At 62.6% G+C, this 21,711-nt stretch carries 16 protein-coding genes; 9 read left to right on the forward strand and 7 right to left on the reverse strand.

What is annotated here, in order from left to right:
* The first annotated feature begins 276 nt into the window (after positions 1–276).
* The 6 genes from AB7Z56_RS06515 to ftsH all read left to right on the forward strand — a co-directional run bounded on the left by AB7Z56_RS06515 (position 277) and on the right by ftsH (position 8,888).
* Positions 277–2,610: a putative bifunctional diguanylate cyclase/phosphodiesterase gene (locus AB7Z56_RS06515; protein WP_063981095.1), complete on the forward strand. Its 2,334-nt coding sequence runs from the start codon at positions 277–279 to the stop codon at positions 2,608–2,610.
* A gap of 196 nt (positions 2,611–2,806) precedes the next feature.
* Positions 2,807–3,532, forward strand: coding sequence for an N-acyl amino acid synthase FeeM domain-containing protein (locus AB7Z56_RS06520; RefSeq protein WP_063981096.1), 726 nt, complete (start codon positions 2,807–2,809; stop codon positions 3,530–3,532).
* A gap of 293 nt (positions 3,533–3,825) precedes the next feature.
* Positions 3,826–4,314 carry a peptidoglycan-associated lipoprotein Pal gene (gene pal, locus AB7Z56_RS06525; protein ID WP_028152222.1) on the forward strand — a complete coding sequence of 163 codons (489 nt, stop codon included), beginning with the start codon at positions 3,826–3,828 and terminating at the stop codon, positions 4,312–4,314.
* Positions 4,315–4,498: 184 nt separating this feature from the next.
* Entirely contained in the window at positions 4,499–5,539 is a 1,041-nt protein-coding gene (gene ybgF, locus AB7Z56_RS06530) for a tol-pal system protein YbgF (protein ID WP_166344448.1), read from the forward strand.
* A 72-nt stretch (positions 5,540–5,611) separates the two neighbouring features.
* Complete coding sequence (gene tilS, locus AB7Z56_RS06535; protein ID WP_063981097.1) at positions 5,612–6,706, forward strand: tRNA lysidine(34) synthetase TilS; 1,095 nt, start codon at positions 5,612–5,614, stop codon at positions 6,704–6,706.
* 259 nt (positions 6,707–6,965) lie between these two features.
* Entirely contained in the window at positions 6,966–8,888 is a 1,923-nt protein-coding gene (gene ftsH, locus AB7Z56_RS06540) for an ATP-dependent zinc metalloprotease FtsH (protein WP_063981098.1), read from the forward strand.
* Between the two features lie 486 nt (positions 8,889–9,374).
* Here the strand turns inward: ftsH and AB7Z56_RS06545 are convergent, their stop codons facing one another.
* From AB7Z56_RS06545 to AB7Z56_RS06555, 3 genes are all read right to left on the reverse strand, one after another.
* Positions 9,375–10,244, reverse strand: a complete 870-nt coding sequence (locus tag AB7Z56_RS06545; RefSeq protein WP_199877122.1) for an alpha/beta fold hydrolase — start codon at positions 10,242–10,244, stop codon at positions 9,375–9,377.
* Positions 10,245–10,387: 143 nt separating this feature from the next.
* The gene (locus AB7Z56_RS06550; RefSeq protein ID WP_063981099.1) at positions 10,388–11,248 is read right to left on the reverse strand and encodes a DMT family transporter; all 861 of its coding nucleotides are present in this window, start codon (positions 11,246–11,248) and stop codon (positions 10,388–10,390) included.
* 86 nt (positions 11,249–11,334) lie between these two features.
* Positions 11,335–11,949, reverse strand: a complete 615-nt coding sequence (locus tag AB7Z56_RS06555) for a TetR/AcrR family transcriptional regulator (RefSeq protein ID WP_187388042.1) — start codon at positions 11,947–11,949, stop codon at positions 11,335–11,337.
* A gap of 232 nt (positions 11,950–12,181) precedes the next feature.
* On the opposite strand from AB7Z56_RS06555, the gene AB7Z56_RS06560 reads away from it, so the two are divergent.
* The gene (locus tag AB7Z56_RS06560; RefSeq protein ID WP_063981100.1) at positions 12,182–13,099 is read left to right on the forward strand and encodes an alpha/beta fold hydrolase; all 918 of its coding nucleotides are present in this window, start codon (positions 12,182–12,184) and stop codon (positions 13,097–13,099) included.
* A gap of 186 nt (positions 13,100–13,285) precedes the next feature.
* On the opposite strand, the gene AB7Z56_RS06565 is transcribed toward AB7Z56_RS06560, so the two are convergent.
* Together AB7Z56_RS06565 and AB7Z56_RS06570 are read right to left on the reverse strand one after the other, a co-directional pair.
* Positions 13,286–15,079: an adenylate/guanylate cyclase domain-containing protein gene (locus AB7Z56_RS06565; protein ID WP_346283384.1), complete on the reverse strand. Its 1,794-nt coding sequence runs from the start codon at positions 15,077–15,079 to the stop codon at positions 13,286–13,288.
* Between the two features lie 255 nt (positions 15,080–15,334).
* Complete coding sequence (locus tag AB7Z56_RS06570) at positions 15,335–17,821, reverse strand: arylsulfatase (RefSeq protein ID WP_283017561.1); 2,487 nt, start codon at positions 17,819–17,821, stop codon at positions 15,335–15,337.
* A gap of 367 nt (positions 17,822–18,188) precedes the next feature.
* Between AB7Z56_RS06570 and AB7Z56_RS06575 the strand changes: the two genes are divergently transcribed.
* Entirely contained in the window at positions 18,189–18,638 is a 450-nt protein-coding gene (locus AB7Z56_RS06575) for a MaoC/PaaZ C-terminal domain-containing protein (protein WP_063981102.1), read from the forward strand.
* A gap of 254 nt (positions 18,639–18,892) precedes the next feature.
* Here the strand turns inward: AB7Z56_RS06575 and AB7Z56_RS06580 are convergent, their stop codons facing one another.
* Positions 18,893–19,171, reverse strand: coding sequence for a hypothetical protein (locus AB7Z56_RS06580; RefSeq protein WP_187387924.1), 279 nt, complete (start codon positions 19,169–19,171; stop codon positions 18,893–18,895).
* A 238-nt stretch (positions 19,172–19,409) separates the two neighbouring features.
* On the reverse strand, positions 19,410–20,897 hold the full coding sequence (locus AB7Z56_RS06585) for a hypothetical protein (protein WP_063981104.1): 1,488 nt from the start codon (positions 20,895–20,897) through the stop codon (positions 19,410–19,412).
* A gap of 399 nt (positions 20,898–21,296) precedes the next feature.
* Here AB7Z56_RS06585 and AB7Z56_RS06590 point away from each other — a divergent pair, with 399 nt between their 5' ends.
* The gene (locus AB7Z56_RS06590) at positions 21,297–21,461 is read left to right on the forward strand and encodes a Flp family type IVb pilin (RefSeq protein WP_014492421.1); all 165 of its coding nucleotides are present in this window, start codon (positions 21,297–21,299) and stop codon (positions 21,459–21,461) included.
* Positions 21,462–21,711: the final 250 nt, after the last annotated feature.

Raw genomic sequence — 21,711 nt, forward strand, 5'->3', positions numbered from 1 at the left:
AAGCGGATACAGGTTCGCGTGAAACATCGGGGCTAAGACATTGCGCGTTCAGACGCGCGATGTTTTCGAAAAAACATGCCGATTTTTTCGGGGTTTGGTGCAGGACGCAAGCTTTCCTTCACCTTGTGCCCGGCAACGCTTGCCTAGTTGCTTGATATTTCAGCGGAAACATGTTCGCTATTGCCGAAAAACAACTCGACTTTAACGATGTTCCCTCAGAAAGGCTTCATCAGGTCTGGGTAAAAGTACGCGCCAAACAGGACGCGTAACAAGCCGATGCAGCTGGCCGACCAGAAGCAGAGCGATCGAGACGAGCTGGAGCCGATACTCTACGCCGCTCTCATCAACTCTATGGTGCAGAATTTCTGGGCGATCTTCCTGGGCTCGGCCTCCGCGGCCGTGGCCGCGGTCATGACTGCGCTGAAGACAGGCGATGCCTGGCTGTGGCCGCTCGCATTTCTGCTGATCGCGATCGGCACCGCGCGCGCGTTCCAGATGCGCGGATACGAAAACCGCACGCACCCACTGTCGTTCGAGGAAGCCAAGCACCTGGAGCCGCGCTACTGGCTCGGCGCGCTCAGCTATGCGGCGGTGCTCGGCCTGTGGTCCTTCGTCGTCATCTACAACAATGACGATCCGATTGCCGACATGCTCTGTGTCGCCATCGGCATCGGCTACACCGCGGGCGGCGCCGCCCGCAATTACGGCCAGCCCCGGGTGATCCAGTGGCACGTCGCGCTCGCCTGCGCACCGATGTCGCTCGCGCTGCTGCTGCATGGCGGCTTCTACCACATCGGGCTCGCCGTCCTGCTCGTGTTCTTCTTCGTCGGGCTGAAGAACATCAATCTCAGCCTGCATGCGATCTTCGTCAAGGCGCTGACCTCGAGCTTTCGTGAGTCCGCGCTGGCAAGCCAGTTCGACACCGCGCTCAACAACATGCCGCATGGCCTGTGCATGTTTCGCGCCGACGGCCGCCTTGCGGTGATGAACCATCGCTTCGGCGAGCTGATGGCGTTGCCCGAAGATCTGGTCAAGCGTGGCGCCACCGCTGCCGACATCGTATCGGCCTGTATCGCCGCCGGCTCCATCTCGGCGGAGAGCGGCAAGCAGATCCTGGCCGAGATCGAGCATGCGCGGATCTGCGAGATCGTCACCACCGACCCGGATTCCTCGCGCGGCCGCGCGCTCGCCTGGACGTTCCAGCCGATGACTGGCGGCGGCACGGTGCTGCTGCTGGAAGACATCACCGAGCGTACCAACGCGGAAGCCCGGATCACCCATCTCGCCCGCTATGACGAGCTCACGGCGCTGCCCAACCGGGTCTCGTTCCGCGACGAGATCGAACGGCTGCTGGCGATCTCGCACGACGCCGAGCGTCTCTCCGCGCTGCTGTTCGTCGATCTCGACCAGTTCAAGCAGGTCAACGACACGCTCGGCCATCCCTGCGGCGACCAGCTCCTGTGCGCGGTTGCCAACCGCCTGCGCGAGATGCTGCGTCCCGAGGATTTCGTCGCCCGCTTTGGCGGCGACGAGTTCGTCGTGTTCCAGCAGAACATCAGCTCGGCCGAGGATGCCGCGAGCCTCGCCCGCCGCATCGTCGAACGCCTGAGCGAGCGTTATCGCATCGACAATCACCTGGTTGAGATCGGCGCCAGCGTCGGCATCGCGCTGACCTCGCCGGACGGCGACGTCAGGGCCGACACGCTGCTCAAGAACGCCGACATGGCGCTCTATCGCGCCAAGGCCGACGGCCGCGGCACCTTCTGCTTCTTCCGCGACGAGATGGCGGCCACCGTCGAGGCCCGCCGCATTCTCGAGCTCGACCTGCGCAAGGCGCTGGCCAACGAGGAATTCGAGCTGTTCTACCAGCCGCTGGTCAATCTGAAGTCCGGCAAGATCACCACCTGCGAGGCGCTGCTGCGCTGGAATCATCCGGTACGCGGCACGGTCTCGCCGGTCGACATCATCCCGGTCGCCGAGGACATGGGGCTGATCGTCGATCTCGGCCGCTGGATCCTGCGCCGCGCCTGCATGGAATGCATGAAGTGGCCCGACGGCGTCAGCGTCGCCGTCAACTTCTCGCCGCAGCAATTCCACCAGCGCGACGTGCTCAGCGAAATCCGCTACGCGCTCGAGGTCTCGGGGCTGCCGGCCCATCGGCTGGAGATCGAGATCACGGAGTCCTCGCTGCTTCGTAACACCCAGCTCACCCACGACACGCTGTCGCAACTGCATGCGCTCGGCGTGCGCATCTCGCTCGACGATTTCGGCACCGGCTATTCCAGCCTCAGCTATCTGCACAATTTCCCGATGCAGAAGGTGAAGATCGACCGCTCCTTCCTCGAGGGCATCGACACCGACCGGCCGCTGACGCTGCTGCGTGGCGTGGCGCGGCTGTCGGCCGACCTCGGCATGGCCGTGGTGGTCGAGGGCATCGAGACCAACGAGCAGCTCGAGCTGATCAGCGCAGACGGCACCGTCTCCGAGGCGCAAGGCTATCTGTTCAGCCGTCCGGTGCCCGCCGTGCGGATGCGCCAGCTCCTCAACGCCTCGCATGGACGGCGCGGCGAGGGCCTGCTCCAGGTTGTCAGCTCACGCTCCTTCGCCTGATTCCACATCCAGAAATTGCACGTCGTTTCAGACAGTTGCTGAACCGACCGTAGTGCTACGGGGGTTAACCCTATCGCGTCGATTGCTTTGCATCGTCGTTAAGGAGGTGTTAATAAATCGTCACGCGCGCGCAAGTTGTTCAGCGGCAAATGGCCCAGGTTCGCGTGGTGTTGTTGGTGGTGGGTAAGGAGTTCGAATGCAGTCCTCAGCCAGATCTGTCATTTCGGCTGTTGGACGGGGAGCGGAGCTTCTGACCGACGTCGACTATCATCTCGCGGCGACGGACGCGGAGAAGGAGCAAATCTACAACCTCCGCTACCGCGCCTATCTGCGCGAGGGTGCCGTCAGGGAATCCGCGGAAGCCCGCGTCACCGACCGCTACGACGAGCTGCCGAACGCGTGGACCTTCGGCGTCTATCTCCGTGGCCAGCTCTGCAGCTCCGTGCGCATCAGCGTGCTGACTTCGGAATGGCGCGAGTCCACCTCGGCCGACGTCTTCCCCGACATCCTGCTGCCGCGGCTCGATCGCGGCGAGGTCATGATCGACCCGACCCGCTTTGTCGCCGATCCCGACCAGGTGAAGCGGGTTCCGGAATTGCCCTATCTGACGACCCGGCTCGCCTACATGGCGTGCGAGCACTTCAATGCCGATCTCGGCCTCGCCATCGTGCGTCCCGAGCATCAGGCCTTCTACCGGCGGGTGTTCCTGCACGAGACGATCGCCGAGCCCCGCCTGGTGCCGGGTCTCACCAAGCCCTTCGGACTGATGGCGGCGGATTTCCCGACCTTCCGGAAGAAGGTGTTCGAGCGCTATCCGATCATGCGCTCCACCGCGTTCGAGCGGCGGATGCTGTTTGGGCGCGGCGGGCAGCGCGAGATCCCGCAGCGGTCGTCACTGGTGCCGGAAGCCGCTCACGTCTGATTGCCTGCCGTCACCGCCTCAAGCCGCCGCGCGCCTTTCGGCCGGGGCTCCGTTCATCCCCATCATCGTCCGAGCCCAAAATTCCAGCAAAAGCCTGCACTTTTGCCGGTTGCTGCAGGTTGCTTCACCCTCGCGCCACATTTAGAACCCATTAACCATGACGGTTGCTTTTCGCGGTTTGGGGGCATTTGACCGGCTGAAGCAAGGTTCCATCAAGGTTGACGGAACGTTCGCTTAACCAACCCCCTGTAGACCGGACAGCAGTGGACGAACGTGAGTGTGGAGGCTCCGGAATGAAATACCCTATGCGTATCCTCCAGGGATTGAAGCTGGCTGCGGTGGTTGCGATCGCGCTGTCGATGGGCGCATGCGCGAACAAGAACGCAGCGACGGATGCGATGGCCAATGCTGCGACGCCTGGCAGCCAGCAGGATTTCGTCGTTAACGTGGGCGACCGCGTGTTCTTCGAGAGCGACCAGACCGATCTGACGCCGCAGGCGATCGTGACCCTGGAGAAGCAGGCGCAGTGGCTCCAGAACTATCGGCAGTACAGCTTCACCATCGAGGGGCATGCCGACGAGCGCGGCACCCGCGAATACAACATCGCACTCGGCGCCCGCCGCGCCCAGTCGGTGCGTTCGTTCCTCGCCTCGCGCGGCATCGATCCGAACCGCATGCGCACGATCTCCTACGGCAAGGAGCGGCCGGTCGCCGTCTGTAACGATATTTCCTGCTGGTCGCAGAACCGTCGCGCCGTCACCGTGCTGAACGCGAGCTCCTGACGATCAGTCAGGCGCCGTTCATCTTCAGGAACCGATTATGCCGGCGCCCTCTCGGGCGCCGGTTTTGTTTCAGCCATCTGTGACCGAAACCCCGTGGTGCCAGTCACATTTTTGGCGTACTGCCTTTCAATGTGTGGCGCGTCGCATGTTCCGTCGCAGATTTCGTTTTCGTCGTCAGGGCAAGATGTCATCCAGATCCAAGGTCTTTACCGGCACCGTGGCGATCGCCGCGCTGTTCTCTTTGTGCTCGCCTGCACTGGCGCAGTCGGACGATGACCCCGAGATGCGGATCGAGCGGTTGGAGAACCAGCTGCGCCAGCTCACCGGCCAGAACGAGGAGCTGCAATATCGCAACCGCCAGCTCGAAGAGCGGCTGCGGGCGCTCGAGGGCGGCGCGCAAGCCGCGCCCGGACAGGTGCCGGTCCAGCCCTCGGTCGCAGCCGTACCGCCTGCGCAGTCCGCGCCGGCCTATCGCCAGCAGCAACAGGCTCAGCCGAATTACGAGCAGCCGCAGATCGCTGCTCCCGCGCCGATCGTTCAGGAGCAGCCGGCGCCCGGTGCGCCGGGCGTGCGCCGCCGCGGTGATTCCTTCGATCCGAACCAGAACCCGAATGCGCCCGGCGCGCCGCGCGCGCTTGGTGGCGGGCAGCAGCCGATGCCGGCAGGCGCCCCTGGCGGCGCGCCCGGCGGGCGCGCTGCCGGCGAGCCGCTCGATCTCGCCAACACCAGCCCGCGCTACCAGCAAGGCGTGCCGCCGGCAGCCCAGCCCGGCTATCCGCCGGCACAATCGGGCTATCCAGCGCCATCGGGCGGCACCGGCCTGACGACCCTGCCGCCCTCGGCAACGCCGCGCGACGAGTTCGACCTCGGCATCGGCTACATGCAGCGCAAGGACTATGCGCTCGCCGAGCAGACCATGAAGAATTTTGCGCAGAAACATCCGAGCGATCCGCTGCTCGGCGACGCGCAATACTGGCTCGGCGAAAGCTATTTCCAGCGCCAGCAATATCGCGACTCCGCGGAAGCCTTCCTCGCCGTCACCACCAAATACGACAAATCCGCCAAGGCGCCGGATGCCCTGCTGCGGCTCGGCCAGTCGCTGGCCGCGCTGAAGGAGAAAGAGGCCGCCTGCGCCGCCTTCGGCGAGGTCGGCCGCAAATATCCGCGCGCCTCCGCCGGCGTCAAATCCGCCGTCGATCGCGAGCAGAAGCGGGTGAAGTGCTGACGCGTGGTGTTTGCGCCCTGACAATGCGGATGGCGCCGCGCTAAATAGTCTGGTGATTGCCTGGGCAGCGTCATGTCGGACGACGACAACTCACCGATCTCGGCGCGCGCGGCGAAGCAACTCTTCGCCGAGCTCAGAAGTGCGCCGGCGCTGGTGCTCGCGGTCTCCGGCGGACCTGACTCGGTCGCGCTGATGTGGCTCGCCGCGCGCTGGAAGCGCGGCTTGGCACGCGGTCCGCAATTGACCGTCGTCACCGTCGATCACGGCCTGCGCCCGGAGGCGGCGCGCGAGGCGCGCGAGGTCAAGCGGCTTGCGGCCGAACTCGGGCTGGCACACCGGACCCTGCGCTGGCGTGGCGCGAAGCCGAACACGGGACTGCCTGCCGCTGCACGCGAAGCCCGCTACCGCCTGCTTGCACAGGCCGCGCGAAACGCCGGCGCGAGCCATGTGCTGACCGCCCACACCCGCGACGATCAGGCCGAGACCCTGTTGATGCGCCTTGTCCGCGGCAGCGGGCTTGCCGGGCTGTCGGCAATGACGCGCCTCACGGAGCGCGACGGCGTCGTGCTGGTGCGTCCGCTGCTCGATGTCCCGAAGTCGCAGCTGATCGCGACCTTGAGGCGGGCGAAGATCGGATTTGCCGATGATCCCACCAATCGCGACACCGCCTTCACCCGGCCGCGGCTGCGCGCGCTGCTGCCGCAACTCGCGGCCGAGGGGGGCGACAGCCGGAGCCTGGCGCGGCTCGCAGGCAGGCTGGCGCGCGCCAATGCGGCGGTCGACGTGCTGGTCGATGGCGCCGAACGCTTCCTTCAGCTTCGGGCGCGCGGCGATGCGCCGCAGGCGGGCGGTCGCAGCTTCGAGGCCTCGGCATTCGCCAATCTGCCGGAGGAGGTCCGGCTGCGGCTCCTGCTGCGGGCCGTCAATGCCCTCGGTCATGAGGGGCCGGCGGAACTCGGCAAGGTCGAGACTCTCCTGGCCGCGCTCGATCAGGCCATGGCTGCAAGTTTGGCTGAAAGCCCCCGCGCAGCCGCAAATGGCCGGCCGTTCCTGAAGCAGACCCTTGCGGGAGCCTTGATCAGCCTTGCCGGGGGGCGTATCCACATCGCACCGGCGCCGGCCCGGCGGTCCAAGGGACGGACGAGGGCGGATCAGGGCGGATCATGACACCGGCCGTTTCCGCCGCGCGCCGTCAGGACACCTTAACCAGGCAGGAAAAACCCCGGGCAGATCGCCATTATTTCAGCGGGAATCGCTCTAAGATGGGATAAATAGTCCCATCTCGTTCCCTTGGCAGCGACCGGGGCGGCACCTAAATTGTATCCGTCTAACCAAGAGGATTCCTTGGGGATTTCCTCGCACTGACAAAGTAACTGCTACCGCCCAAGGATCAGGCCGCGATCCGCGCGACCATGAAGGAAGATCGATGAACGCCAATCTGCGCAATTTCGCCCTCTGGGTCATCATTGTCTTGCTGCTGTTGGCGTTGTTCACGCTCTTCCAGAATCCGGGTCAGCGCGCCTCATCGCAGGACATCGCCTTCTCCCAGCTCTTGAGCGAAGTTGACCGCGGCAATGTGCGCGATGTCGTGATCCAGGGGCCGGATATCCACGGCACCTTCACCAATGGCTCAAGCTTCCAGACCTATGCGCCGAACGATCCGACGCTGGTGAAGCGCCTCTATGACAGCAAGGTCCAGATCACCGCGAAGCCGCCCGGCGACAACGTGCCGTGGTTCGTCTCGCTGCTGGTCTCCTGGCTGCCCTTCATCGCGCTGATCGGCGTGTGGATCTTCCTGTCGCGGCAGATGCAGGGCGGCGCCGGCAAGGCGATGGGCTTCGGCAAGTCGCGCGCCAAGATGCTGACCGAGGCCCATGGCCGCGTCACCTTCGAGGACGTCGCCGGCGTCGACGAAGCCAAGCAGGACCTGCAGGAGATCGTCGAATTCCTCCGCGACCCCGGCAAATTCCAGCGCCTCGGCGGCCGTATTCCGCGCGGCGTGCTGCTGGTGGGCCCTCCCGGCACCGGTAAGACCCTGATCGCGCGTGCGGTCGCGGGCGAAGCCAACGTGCCGTTCTTCACCATCTCGGGTTCCGACTTCGTCGAAATGTTCGTCGGCGTCGGCGCCTCCCGTGTCCGCGACATGTTCGAGCAGGCCAAGAAGAACGCGCCCTGCATCATCTTCATCGACGAAATCGACGCGGTCGGCCGTCACCGTGGCGCCGGTCTCGGCGGCGGCAATGACGAGCGCGAGCAGACGCTGAACCAGTTGCTGGTCGAGATGGACGGCTTCGAGGCCAACGAGGGCGTGATCCTGATCGCGGCGACGAACCGTCCCGACGTGCTCGATCCCGCGCTGCTGCGTCCGGGCCGCTTCGACCGTCAGGTCGTGGTGCCCAATCCCGACGTCGTCGGCCGCGAGCAGATCCTCAAGGTTCACGTCCGCAAGGTGCCGCTGGCGCCGGATATCAACCTCAAGACCATCGCGCGCGGCACGCCCGGTTTTTCCGGCGCCGACCTGATGAACCTCGTCAACGAAGCCGCCCTGACCGCCGCCCGCCGCAACAAGCGGATGGTGACCCAGGCCGAGTTCGAAGAGGCCAAGGACAAGGTGATGATGGGCGCCGAGCGCAAGTCGCTCGTCATGACCGAGGAAGAGAAGCTGCTGACGGCCTATCACGAGGGCGGCCACGCCATCGTCGGCCTCAACGTCGTCGCGACCGATCCGATCCACAAGGCGACCATCATTCCGCGCGGCCGCGCGCTGGGCATGGTGATGCAGCTGCCTGAGCGCGACAAGCTGTCGATGTCGCTGGAGCAGATGACCTCGCGCCTCGCCATCATGATGGGTGGCCGCGTCGCCGAAGAGCTGATCTTCGGCCGTGAGAAGGTGACCTCGGGTGCATCCTCCGACATCGAGCAGGCGACGCGTCTGGCCCGCATGATGGTTACGCGCTGGGGCCTCTCGGAGGCGCTCGGCACCGTGTCCTATGGCGAAAACCAGGACGAGGTGTTCCTGGGCATGTCGGTCTCGCGCACCCAGAACGCATCGGAGGCGACGGTCCAGAAGATCGACACCGAGATCCGGCGTTTCGTGGAAGAGGGCTACAACGAAGCGACCCGCATTCTCACCGAGAAGCGTGCCGACCTCGAAGCTCTCGCCAAGGGCCTGCTCGAGTTCGAGACGCTCTCCGGCGACGAGATCATCGACCTGCTCAAGGGCAAGAAGCCGAACCGCGAGTCCGTGCTCGAGCCGGCTACGCCGCGCGCCTCCGCCGTGCCCCCGGCCGGCAAGTCGCGGCCGCGGCCCGATCCGGATCCCGGCCTGGAGCCTCAGCCGCAGGCGTAATCGAGAGGCGCAGATCGAATTGAAAAACGCGGCGGAAACGCCGCGTTTTTTGTTGGCCGATGTTGATGCAGTTGCGCTTCAGACTGCGGTCTCGTGCCCCGGACGCAGCGCACCGCCCCTTCGGCGGTGCGCTGCGGAGCCGGGGCCCATGTCTCCGCATCTTGCCGTGTGGCCTTCTGGATCCCGGCTCAGCGCAGCAGCGTTGCACGCAGCAGCGCGTCCGGGACACGAGAGAGGTGCGTGTCGTCGGCCCGCAAACTCCGTCATTGCGAGCGTAGCGAAGCAATCCAGAATGTTTCCATGGCAGCAGTCTGGATTGCTTCGTCGCTTCGCTCCTCGCAATGACGGCGTGGATGCAGTTGGGCTCGTAATGGCTCTGCACCGGTCGCGTAGGGTGGGCAAAGGCGCGTAGCGCCGTGCCCACCATCTCTCGGCAATTGCGATAGACGCGGTGGGCACGCTTCGCTTTGCCCACCCTACGATATCTCACTTCGCTGCCGCTCCGGGCCACTCACCGCCACGTTCCAGAAAATGCAGCACGTCGTCGCTGAACTGCTCGGGATCCTGCAGGAACGAGAAGTGACTGACCTCCGGCTGGATCAGCAGTCCGGCGCCCGGAATGTTCGCCGCCATGAATTCGGTGTTCTCGCGCTTGATCGCCTCGTCGTGGTCGCCGTCCACGATCCAGGTCGGGACCTTGATCGTCGCGAGATCCGACGCCGTCCATTTCGGCTGGCTCTCCCACATTTTGGTAATCTCCGCGACGAAGCCCTTGTACTCGGTCGGGGTCGGCGACAGGCGCTTGTACTCCTCGCCAGCTCTCGCGATGTAGGCGTTGAAGACGTCGCTCGACGCAATGTCCGCAACGCCTGACGGATCCGAATTCGCCGCGAAGGCGAACAGCTTGCTCACCCGTTCCGGGTGCTTCATCGCGATGTCGAGGCCGATGATCGCGCCGTCGCTCCAGCCGACGATCGCAGCTTTCCTGATCTTCAGGTGATCGAGCAGGGCGACCACGTCCGAGGCCATCAGATCGTAGCCATAGGGCTCCTGATTGCGGCTGCTGCGCCCATGCCCGCGGCTGTCCATGACGATGACCTGATAGTGCCGTTGCAGCGCGCGGACCTGGCGGCCCCAATAGTTGGCGTTGGCGAGGCCGCCATGCAGCAGGATGACAGGCTCGCCGCGGCCGAAAATTGCGTACCAGACCTTGATGCCGTTGACGGGCGCGAAGCCGCTCTGCGTCGCCCTGGGCAGTGTCGGCGTCGGCGGCAGGTTCAGCCATTGCGGTGCCGCATGTGCCGCGCTGATCGCGATCGTGACGAGAAGCGCGGCGAGAAGATTGCGAAACATCATGATACGCCCTCCTGTTCGATCGGATATTTGCGCACGGCAAGTTGGGCGCGTCACGTCGCAACACGGTCCACCACCGAGACGTGAAGCCTCGTGATCTCCATTGCCGGGCAGACGACATCGATCCCACAACGCAACATCCGGGCTCAACTGGGTCGCGCGCTCGGTCTGACCTGTGTCATCGCCACGCCTGCGATCGCGAGCAGCCCGCCGGCGATCAACTTCGGGGTCATGCGCTCGCCAAGGAACAGCACGCTCGACGTCAAGGCGAACACCGGAAGCAGCAGGCCGAAGGGCGCGACGCGGCCCATGGAGCAGCGGGCGATCAGCCAGAACCAGAGGCCGAACCCGACAATTCCGCCGATGAAAATCGTGTAGGCGAGCGCCAGCCAGCCGCGTCCATCCGCCGTGACGAGGCTCGCCAGTTGTCCGTATTCGAGCAGCAGCGACATCAACATGACCTGCGGCACTGTGAACAGCGACGACCACCCCATCAACATCAGGGGATCGAAAGGGCCGTAGCGTTTCGTCAGGACGTTGGACACCGCGAATGCGAAGGCCGCCCCGACCACTAGCAGCAGCGGAAGCCCGTTGGCCGACAGGCCAGGCTCCGCTGCCAGCACGACAACGCCGGCGAATGCGAGCAGCACTCCGGCGGTCGTGGAGAGAGACGGCCGCTCGGCGAGCAACGGCCAGGCCAGCAGGACGGTGAAGGGCGTGGCGAGTTGATACGCGACGGCCGACATGCTTCCCGAGCCGAGCCCGAGGCCGACATAGAACAGCCCGAAGTTCAGACCGCCCAGGAAGATCGAAATGGCTGCGACAGGGCCGAGCTGCGCGCGCGTGGGCCTCTTCACGAACGGAACGAGCAGCAGCGCGATGGCCAGGAAGCGCAGCGCGAGGAAGAACAGCGGCGGAAACTCCGCGACGCCCACCTTGATGGCCACGAACTGATAACCCCAGAGCAGGGGAACGGCTACCGCGCAGACGATCTGGATGGCAGACATGGCATCCTTCCTTTCACGACCGATCGGTCCATATATTGACGCGCCAGGTGCGGAGGCGTCCGGGGGTAGTTGACCTGATTGGGTTGCTACCTGACGAACCGGTCGAGCAAAGCGTCAGCGGTGGCTTGCGATGTGGCCCGCGCCGGCGCCGTCTTGCCGACCACGCGCAGGCCCTCGACGAAACAGACCAGAATTTTGGCGGCACTCGCGGGATCGACACCGTCGGCCAGCTTGCCCGCCACCTTCGCGCGGGACAGGGCATCGGCCAGGCGGGCCTCCATGGCCCTGAAGAAGCCCGCTACGCGACGACCAATCGCGGCATCCTGGCCGGCCAGCTCCATGGCCGTGGCCACCAGCAGGCAGCCGCGCCGGCCGTTGGCACCGCTGGTGCGATCGACATAGCCGGCAAGATAGGCCCGCAGGGCGTCGACCGGCTCCCTGCGGGGGGCGAGTTCGACATCCATCCGCGTCACGGCATCGGCAATGTAGCGATCGAGTGCGCGCAGGAAGAGCGAGTGCTTGTCGCCGAACGCGGCGTAAAGGCTGCCACGCGAGAGTTTCGTGGCCCGAAGCAGGTCCGGCAGCGCCGTGGCGTGATAGCCGCGCGACCAGAACACCCCCATCGCGCGTTCGACCGCGGCATCCACGTCGAAGCTTCGGGGGCGGCCACGGGGCGACTGCACTGGGGTTGGGCGGCTCATCATCGACATATAGACCGATTGGTCTTTAAATCGCAAGTGCCCGTTTCGGGGCGAAAGCCGATGTCAGCTTTGAACGCGGAAATGGCTGCTATGGGCCAGTTGCAGACATCCGACAGCCGTGTGACCATGGCGGCCGTTGTTGCAGCCTACGATCGAGAAATTCCAAAAAGAGTTGGTTGGCTGAGACAAAGGCTCCGCGAGATCGACGAGTCATCGAGGCCCGACGGAGGGCATGCATTTGAGAAATTCAAGCAACGCTGCGTGTCCTAGCGAAGGTGCAGTCCAGATCGGCGGTCGATCACTGGCTTACCTTCAGGTCGGCGATCCGAACGGTCCGCTCGTACTTCACAATCATGGCGGACCATCGAGCCGGCTCGAAGCCAAGGTTTTTGCGTCTCACGCGCTCAAACTTGGTTTGAGATTTGTGTGCGTGGACCGTCCAGGCCAAGGCAAATCAGATCCTCAACACGGTCGCACCTTCGCAGGCTGGGCCGCAGACCTGGAAGCGATTGCCAACGCTTTTGAGACCGATCGCTTTGCGGTCACAGGCTGGTCTGAGGGTGGTCCTTGGGCGCTCGCGGCAGCGGCGTACCTTGATCCCGCGAAGCTGGTACACGTGACCAGCATCGCTCCCGGATCCTACGGCGCATTCGGTACGAATTGGGCAGCGAAGGATCTGTCCTCGACCGACGCCATAGGCGGGTTCCTTGCACTGCATTTCCGGCCGGGTTTCCAGCTGATGTATGACCTGATCGATCTCGCTGCGACGCGGTTTCCGGAGCAGTACAAGAAGGCATTGCTGAAGGCGAGCTGCCCCGCTGACCTCGCGGCGCTTGCTGATGACGATGTGCTGAGTGCCATCGTGGAGTCTGGACGCGAGTGTTTCCGGCAAGGCGTTGACGGTCTCGTGGCCGATGCGCAGATGCTCTATCAACAGTGGCCATTCGACGTCACGGCGATCCATAGGCCGGTTCATCTGTGGCAAGGCAGCGCCGATACGTTTGTGCCTTACGCAGTAAACAAACCGCTGGGTGAGCGGATGCCTGGAGCGGTATGGCACGAAGTCGCTGATGGCGGGCACTTTATCGCGAGTTCACACGCCGCCGAAATATTGGCAGTCGTTGCCAACGATCTGGCAGCAACGGCGTGATTTCGGTCTCCCATCGTCCCGATGGGAATGTCCGCTACGGGCCAAAATGCGAAGAACGCAGAGCGGGCAAAGTCAGTCCGCTCTACTCCACCAAGCGGACCTCAATGAAAGGTGTCGCCATTTCGCTGATGGGCCGAGAGCGGAAGTTGCGGCTCTCACTCTCTTGCCGCACCGTGGCCGTAGAGGTCATTCGGGCAGCCCGGCTCGCCGCAACCCTTCTTCGTATCGAGCGAGATCTTCGGCACGCCGATAGGGGCCGAGCACGCTTTTGAGATTGGAGACACGCACCGAAGGATTCAATTGCCGCAGCCGAGCCACCGCCTTTTGTGCCTGCTCCAGTCGTCCGGCCATTGCCTTGCTTGCGGCGTCCATACGTAACGCAGGTTGAAAGTCCGGATTGTCCTGCAACGCCATTGCAGCCCACGATGCCGCGTCGCCATAGTGGCCCAGGAAGAAATGGGCATGCGAGGTCCCAGTTCGTACCCCGCTCATAAACGGATCAAGCGGGTTGAGGCGGATGGCACGGGCGAAGCGCTCGATTGCCGTTTCCGGCTCGCCTAGCCAGTTCTTCACCCAGCCACTCCAAAACCATGCCTCGGCCCAATTGGAATTGAACACGAGCGCGCGATCGATCAAGGCGGCGCCTCCCCCGAGATCGAGTAAAACAAACGCTGATACATATCCGCTCGCCGCGAGGGCGATCACGTCGTCTTTTCCTAGCTCAACCGCTCTCTGAACGAGCTTTTCTACTTTGGCAGTCTCGCTCGGTGTGACTGAAATCCAGCCATTGGTCTTGGCAAAGGTGTAGCAAAGGGCGGCACGACCGTAAGCTGACGCAAAACCTGGGTCGAGCTTGATCGCCCTGTTGAATAGGCGTAACGCCTCTTCGTTCGCTTGCCGGTTAGCAAACTGATAAGAGCTGGCCAAACCGCGTAAGTAGTGATCATAGGCATCAAGACTCTCGGTAGGCTTGCGTTTGGCGCGCTCGATCTCGGCTTTTTCAACCGCCGGCGCGATCGCTCCGACTATGCTCTCGGTGACCTGGTCCTGCAGGTCGAAGATGTCGGTGAGTCCACCGTCAAACCGGTCTGCCCAGAGATGTCCTCCCGTAGGGGTATCGACGAGCTGTCCCGTGATGCGCACCCGGTTTGCCGCCTTGCGAACGCTTCCTTCCAGCACATAGCGCACGCCAAGCTCGCGCCCCACTTGCTTGATGTCGACAGCGCGTCCCTTGTATGTGAAGCTCGAATTGCGGGCGATGACGAACAGCGCCTTGAAACGGGACAGCGCGGTGATGATGTCCTCCGCTATTCCGTCCGCGAAGTATTCCTGTTCGGGATCGCCTGACATGTTCTGGAACGGCAGCACGGCGATGGACGGCTTGTCGGGCAGCGCCAGAGCCTGGGTGGTCTCGACCGGCGACCTTTTCGAGATTGCCGCAGAACCGTCCGCGTTTATCCTCAATCGCCACGCGCGCATCGGCTCAACAATGTTCTTCAGATTCTGCGGACCCATGTCCTCGAAGGCGATATCGACCTTGCCGCGGATTTGACGTTGCGTGTCCTCGGAGATGCAGATGCCGCCGGGTTCCGCGATGCCTTCAAGGCGGGCGGCGATATTGACGCCGTCCCCGAAGATATCATTTTCGTCGATTATGATGTCGCCGACGTGGATGCCGACGCGAAATTCGATCCGCTTGGCCTGCGGCACCGCGGCATTTCGCTCAACCATGCCGCGCTGCACCTCGATGGCGCATCGCGCTGCATCGACGGCGCTGGCGAACTCGACCAGCATGCCGTCGCCGGTCGTCTTGACGATCCGTCCGCGATGCGCGGCGATGGAGGGATCGAAAAGAGACTTTCTGGCGGCCTTGAGGCGAGCCAGCACGTCTTCTTCGTCCATACCCATCATGCGGCTGTATCCGGCAACATCCGCCGCCAGAATCGCCGCAAGCCTCCGTTCCACGCAATTGTTGGCCAAAACGGCCCCCGCGAGATCGGTAGATTCCGTCCCACGTATCAAAGCACAGGGTGTTCCTTTTGGGCTAGGGTCAATGTCAGGTCAGGGTCAAAATGCGAAGAACGCAGAGCGGGCAAAGTCAGTTCGCTCCACCCCACCAAGCGGACCTCAATGAAAGGTGTCGCCACTTTGCTGATGGGCCAGGAGCGGACTGGTGTTGGCGCGGGACACAAAGAGAGCCCTCCTCGCGTAACGGGGAAGGGCCAAGTCTTGCGCTCAAGCCTTGTGTTTGATCTTCACGGTGTTGATGGTGCCGGTGAAGGCGTTTTCCCAAGGATCGTAGTCATCGCACACTGGGGAGTAGGCATCCACGCCGATGTCGGCGGTCTCACCGGCCAGCGACCACACCGCGCCCTGCGTCTTATTGATGCGGCCTTCGCCGACTTTCCTGCCGTTGATCGACAGCACGCCGGTGCCGCCCTTGTGCAGGCCGCCGCCGTCATAGGTGAAATCATAGACCAGCGTGACCTTGCCTTCCGGTAGAGCCTCCTTGCCTTCGATGAAGTATTTCTCCCGCGCCAGCCAGTTGTAGGCGAGCTTGGGTCTTCCGTCCTTGACGTAAAGACTCCAGCCGCCGAACAGGCCACCCTGCGAGACCACGACGCCGTTGGCGCCGCCTTTGGGAATGACCAGGTCGGCGGTGACAACATAGGAACGGCTGAGCGTGTCGATGAAGACATTTTCAGCCATGCCGGTCATCCCGGCGTAGTAGGTCACCTCGGTACGGCCGGCCATAATGTCGGGCCGTCCGGCATTGGTCGCATTCAGCCGTGCGAAGGAGCGGTCATCCATCGGATAAACGCCGAACTTGATCGCCTCCTGATGGAATAGGTCCTGCAGTTCTTTCAGCTTCGCGGGATTTTGCGCGGCGAGGTCGGTAGCCTGTCCGAAGTCCACGGCCACATTGTAAAGCTCCCATTTGTCCTTGGCGTAGTCATCGACGCGGGGGCTGCTCTCCCATGGCGCGCGGTGCATCACGCAGGCCATCCAGCCGTCCTTGTAGATGCTGCGATTGCCGCTGCACTCGTTGTACTGGACGGTGTGGCGATCCTTTGCCGCCGCATCGTCGAACGAGTAGATCATGCTGGTGCCGGCCATCGGAATCTGCTCGACGCCGTTGACTATCTTTGGCTCGGGGATGCCGACGGCTTCAAGGATGGTGGGGCCGACGTCGATCAGGTGGGTATACTGCCTGCGGATTTCCCCTTTCGATTTGATGCCGCCGGGCCAGCGAATGACCATGCCCTGATTCTGGCCGCCGCCCTGACAGGCATTGATGCACCAGGTTGCCGGCGTGGAGCCGGCCATTGCCCAAGCCACCGAATAGTTAGGGTAGGAGTTCGGTCCGCCATACTCGTCCATTCGGGTCTTGAGATACGGGATGTCTTCGGGTGCGTCGTTGAGGTTGGACCATTCGTTGAAGGTTCCGTTTAGACCACCGATCGCGGTGCCGCCATTGTCGCCGGCGATATAGATCACGATGGTGTTGTCGAGTTCGCCGAGATCCCCGATGGCGTCGATCAAACGCCCGATCTCGCGGTCGGTATGCTCGGCATAGCCTGCATAGACTTCCATTTGCCGCGACAGCACCTTCTTCGCGTCGTCCGAAAGGGCGTCCCATTTTGGAATTTCAGGAGGGTTTTCAGCAATCTTGGTGCCCGGAGGCATCAGGCCCATCTTTATCTGACGCGCAAGAATTTCCCCGCGTAGCTTGTCCCACCCCTGATCAAATTTCCCCTTGTAGACATCGAGCCATTCTTTCGGCGGCGTGTGAGGCGGATGCGCGCCGCCCGTGGCGTAATACATAAAGAACGGACGATCCGGGGTCAGCGAGCGCGTACCACGTATCCAGCCTATCGCCTTGTCCGTGATATCGACGTTGAAATGATAGTTTGGGTCGCGCGGCACGCCGAGTTCGGTAGTGCCATCCACGAGGTAGGGCCGGAACAAGTTCTTCTCGCCGCCGATGAAGCCATAGAATTTTTCAAAGCCCTGTCGCGCTGGCCAGCGGTCGAACGGGCCGCTCATGCTGGTTTCCCACGGCGGCGTCTCGTGGCTTTTGCCGAACATCGACGTGCAATAGCCCCACTGTCGAAGAATTTCAGCGATAGGCGCAACGCTCTTTGGCCGCATGCCGGTGTCGCCGGGATATGAGGTCGCACCGTCAACTACAGCGGCTTGGCTATTTTGATGTTGATTGCGTCCGGTCAATAGCGCGGTGCGGCTCGGCGAACACAGACTGTTGACGTGAAAGTTCGTGTAGGTCAGCCCCTCTTTGGCGAGACGATCCATGGTCGGGAAGTTGATCGGTCCGCCGAAGGTCGATGGGTCCGCATAGGAAGTCTGGTCTTGAAGAATGACCAGGATGTTGGGGGCGCCCTTCGGCGGCCGGATCGAGACTGGCTTCGGCTGCGGCACCTTGCGCCAATCCGGCTCGGTGATGACAGGACGCGGCGGCTGCGGAAACGGCAGGATCTCGCCAAGCTTCGGCCCCGTCGATGCGGGTGCTGCTGCGGGTGCCGGTGCAGCCTGTTGCACTTGAGCGGTCGCTGGCGCCGTCGCCGCCAAAGCCGTCATCGCAGCGAGCGACGAACCACCCAACAAAAGGTCGCGTCGTTGCATGCCGTCATTGCCGCGCCTATTTTTTTCGAATGCGTTTGAGGAGGATTCGTTCGGGGGACCGTCTTCTGGATGATCGCTCATAAGCGTCCTCTCTTGTTCGACGATTGAACCAAACTTCCCGGATGTACCTCGCGTTGATCTAGATCAATGGAAGACCGCTATGGGTCAAAATGCGAAGAACGCAGAGTGAGCAAAGTCAGTCCGCTCTACTCCACCAAGCGGACCTCAATGAAAGGTGTCGCCATTTCGCTGATGGGCCATAAGCTGATTTTCGGATGATGACCTTTGGTGTTTGCTCATCCGGGAAAGGCTGCCTTGGAAATTGGTGCGACTGGCCTGAACGACGTGTGGGTTAGCCGGACAAGAACAGAAATTGATGCTTGAAAAGGGTTATAATCCCGCCGCGTTGAGCCGTGCCTGATTTACTTCATCCGCAGAGGACGAAGCCATGACCCAGCTGTATTTTGAAGATGCCGAAATTGGTATGACTAGCAAGGCTGGTCCTTATCTGGTCTCGAAGGAAGAGATCGTCCAGTTCGCCAAGCAATATGATCCAGCGCCCCGTCACCTCGATGAGGAGGCAGCAGCACGTTCAATTTTTGGGGGACTAACCGCATCGAGCGCCCATACGTTTTCGATCTTCATCTCGCTCACGCCGAAGCTCCAGCCTCGGCTCCATGTCCTCGCCGGAATGGGTTGGGATGAGTTAAGGCTGCCGAACCCGGTACGCCCAGGAGATGAACTCGATCTTGAGATGATTGTTCTGGAGAAGCGGGAGTCTAAGTCGAAACCTGATCGAGGCATCGTGCGCAACCAAATCAGAGTGCGCAATCAACAAAACGAAATCGTCTTGCAGTGTATAGCCAATATTCTCGTTGCGAGACGAGCGGGTCCATAGCAAGGAGCCATCGTCCGTCTTGGCGGCGCTTGCCAACACAAAATGTTCACGTCCGCTATGGGTCAAAATGCGAAGAACGCAGAGTGAGCAAAGTCAGTCCGCTCTACCCACCAAGCGGGCCTCAATGAAAGGTGTCGCCACTTCGCTGATGGGCCACAAGCTGACATCGCTGATGCCATACTCAATCACTTCATCTGCGATGCCCAGCGTGGGCGGTATCGTTACCCCCTAGCGCCTTCGCGGTCTTGCGGAAATTAGCGCGCGAATTTGTAGTAAGCGAACGCCGCCGAAGTGACCGTAAGCAATGCCGAAGCAATCCAGATCGGCCCCAGCATAAAGATGGCTATCGCGCCCTGCCCACAGGCACCGCATGCAACCCAGAACAATATTGGAAAAAAACATAACAGGATGACTACGGCAAATCCTGTACTGAGCCAAACTCCTCTCGACCCCCATCGCGCACCCAAAAACCATGGCATGGCGGGAAAGCCGAAGGACAGAATAACCAGGAGGGTCATCAGATCGTCGAACATGATTGGCTCTTGGTCGTTAACACGAGGCAGATGGTTCAAGCCCATACGAAAACCGCGCGAGCCCTTGTCATCGCTGCTACGCTGACTCCGGGCGCATAAGTCGAATTAACAGCAACTGACATTGCCGCTTGACGACCGCCTTGGGGCAAACGGCGAAATGGCCGGAATGCGTGCCTAGGTCCGCTTCACATCTTTAAGCGAACGTCGGATCTGAGAGGACGCGCCGGAAGTCGCTTCCTCACTTCGACGGCGGCGCCGCTCCGTCCGCATTGTCCCGCACATGGATCACCGCGATGTCATCCGTATAGATCCGCTTCCAGCCCTTGAGCTGATCGAGGATTTGCGGGCCCGGCGCATCGGCGACCAGGAGCGTCGCGTCGATCTTGTACTGGTCGAGCAGGCGCGGCAGCAGCTCGGGCTTCTTGCCTTCCGTCGCCTTGAAGAAGTCCATGACGAACTTTTCGCCATAGAGCTCGGCGCGGCCGTCGACGTACACAGGGACGTCGCGCGAGATCAGATAGCCGCCGAACTGATAGGCGTTGAAGATGCGCTGCACCCCGAGTTTTTCGAGCAGGTCGACCGCCGCAACCGGCGTCTGCGTCATCGTGAACGTGAAGCGATGGTGTCCCATGTAGAGCGAGGTCGAGGTCCAGCTCGCGGCCACGATCATGAGCGCGCCGAGCGCGGTGACATAGCGGGCCGGCCAGCGGTCTGCGTCGGCGGTGTCCGCTGGCGGGCGCGGGAACATCTCGCCGAGCGGCTTTGCCAGCACCAGCGGCACCAGGAAGGCGAAGGCCTCGATATTCCTGACATGGGTCAGCGCGGTCCAGGTCAGGAACAGGATCAGGAAGATCCGCGGCGCCGACAGCACGAGGCCGCGATAATAGCCGAGCGCGATCAGGCCGAGCAGTGCGCCTTCGAACCCGGTGAAGGTGGCAAAGTTCGCCGGCATCCATTCGAAGATCAGTGACAGCAATTCGCCGAGGCTGAGGATGTTGGTCGCGCCCATCAGCGTCCGCCAGCCGTAAGGCGTGCAGCAGGCAGCGATCAGCGCGCCGACGCCGAACAGCACCCAGCGCATGAACAGCTTCAGCCGCTGTCCCTTCTCGGCATGCTCGACCGCTTCGAGCGAGATCGGGCCGATCAGCGCGAGGCCCAGCACGAAGCCGCCATGCAAATTCGCCCAAAGCGCCATCAGCGGCAGCCAGGTCCAGGACGGCGCGCTTCGGCGGTCGGCAGCCGCCATCAGCAGGCCGACCCACGCCACCATGACGGGCAGCGCCAGAATATGCGGACGCGCCAGCACGTGATGGATCGACAGCAGCAGCGCCAGCATCGCGAACAGCACCGCGCGCGGCGCCTCGATCTGCGCGTCAAGGAGATAGACGAAGACCGCAGCGGTGAGCGCCATCCCGGTCGCGGTGAGGATCACGGGTCCGGCCCAGCCCCATTGCGCGTAGGAGAAGGCGAACAGCACCTGTGACAGCCACGACGTCGAGATCCAGGATTCCCCTGGGCGCGTGAAAGAATAGAAGTCGGTGTAGGGCAGGGCACCGTGATCGAGGATCCATTGCCCGATCCTGATCTGCCAGAACGAGTCGGAGTCCTGAAGCAGCGTGTCGCCGACGAAGAGGAAGAACAGATAGGTGCCGGCACCGACGCAGAGCGGCAGCAGTGCGCGCGCGCGGCTCTGCATCGCAATGCTGTTGGCAAAGGAAAGGGACATGCCGCCTCGTCGTCCTGCTTGTTCTTGTCGGTCGGAGCATGATCCGGAAAAGTGTGTAGCGGTTTTCCGAGAAGATCATGCTCAAACAATAACCTGAAGCGCGATGAACGATTCATCTCGTCGTGCTTCAGGCCGAGCGGGCGGCATTGGACCATGCGCGGTCATAACTTCGGGTAAATCGCGCCGCAGCGGCGTCGCCGCGGATAGCTACGATTTAACGGATTGTTTTCAATTCTCCTTTACCATCGTCGAATACGTGCAATCCGCTTCGTGTTTCCGCAGTCGAATTAACTGCGGCGCAATTCTTTGCCTCTAGGTTCGGTTCCATGGTCGGGCGGCGCTGGGAAGCCGAGAAGACCAGACCATTTGTAAGCCTCGTGTACTCTTTGGGAGCAGTCTATGAAGAACCTCGTTTCGCGTTTCGTGAAGGACGAATCCGGCGCCACCGCCATTGAATACGGCCTGATCGCTGCCGGCATCGCGCTGGCGATCATCACCGTCGTCAACAACCTCGGCAGCTCGCTGAACACCAAGTTCGGTTCGATCTCGTCCAGCCTCAAGTAAGACCGGACGATCTGAGAGTTTCGAGAGCCCCGTCCCGGACGGGGCTCTTTTCTTTTGCGGGGTGGAGTGAGCCGGAGGCTGCTCGGCCTGCATGGTTCGCCCGGCGATGCGGAGCATCGTCCGGAGATGCCCGCTTTGGCGAGCTCCTCACCAAGAGGGTCTGATATCTTGCCGCGAAACGCGACCTCATCCCGAGGGCCCGCCGTAGGCGGGCGTCTCGAAGGATGGGCCCGCAGGCAAGCTTCCCCGC

The organism is Bradyrhizobium sp. 482_C4_N1_8 (assembly GCF_052075965.1).
GTDB lineage: Bacteria > Pseudomonadota > Alphaproteobacteria > Rhizobiales > Xanthobacteraceae > Bradyrhizobium > Bradyrhizobium barranii.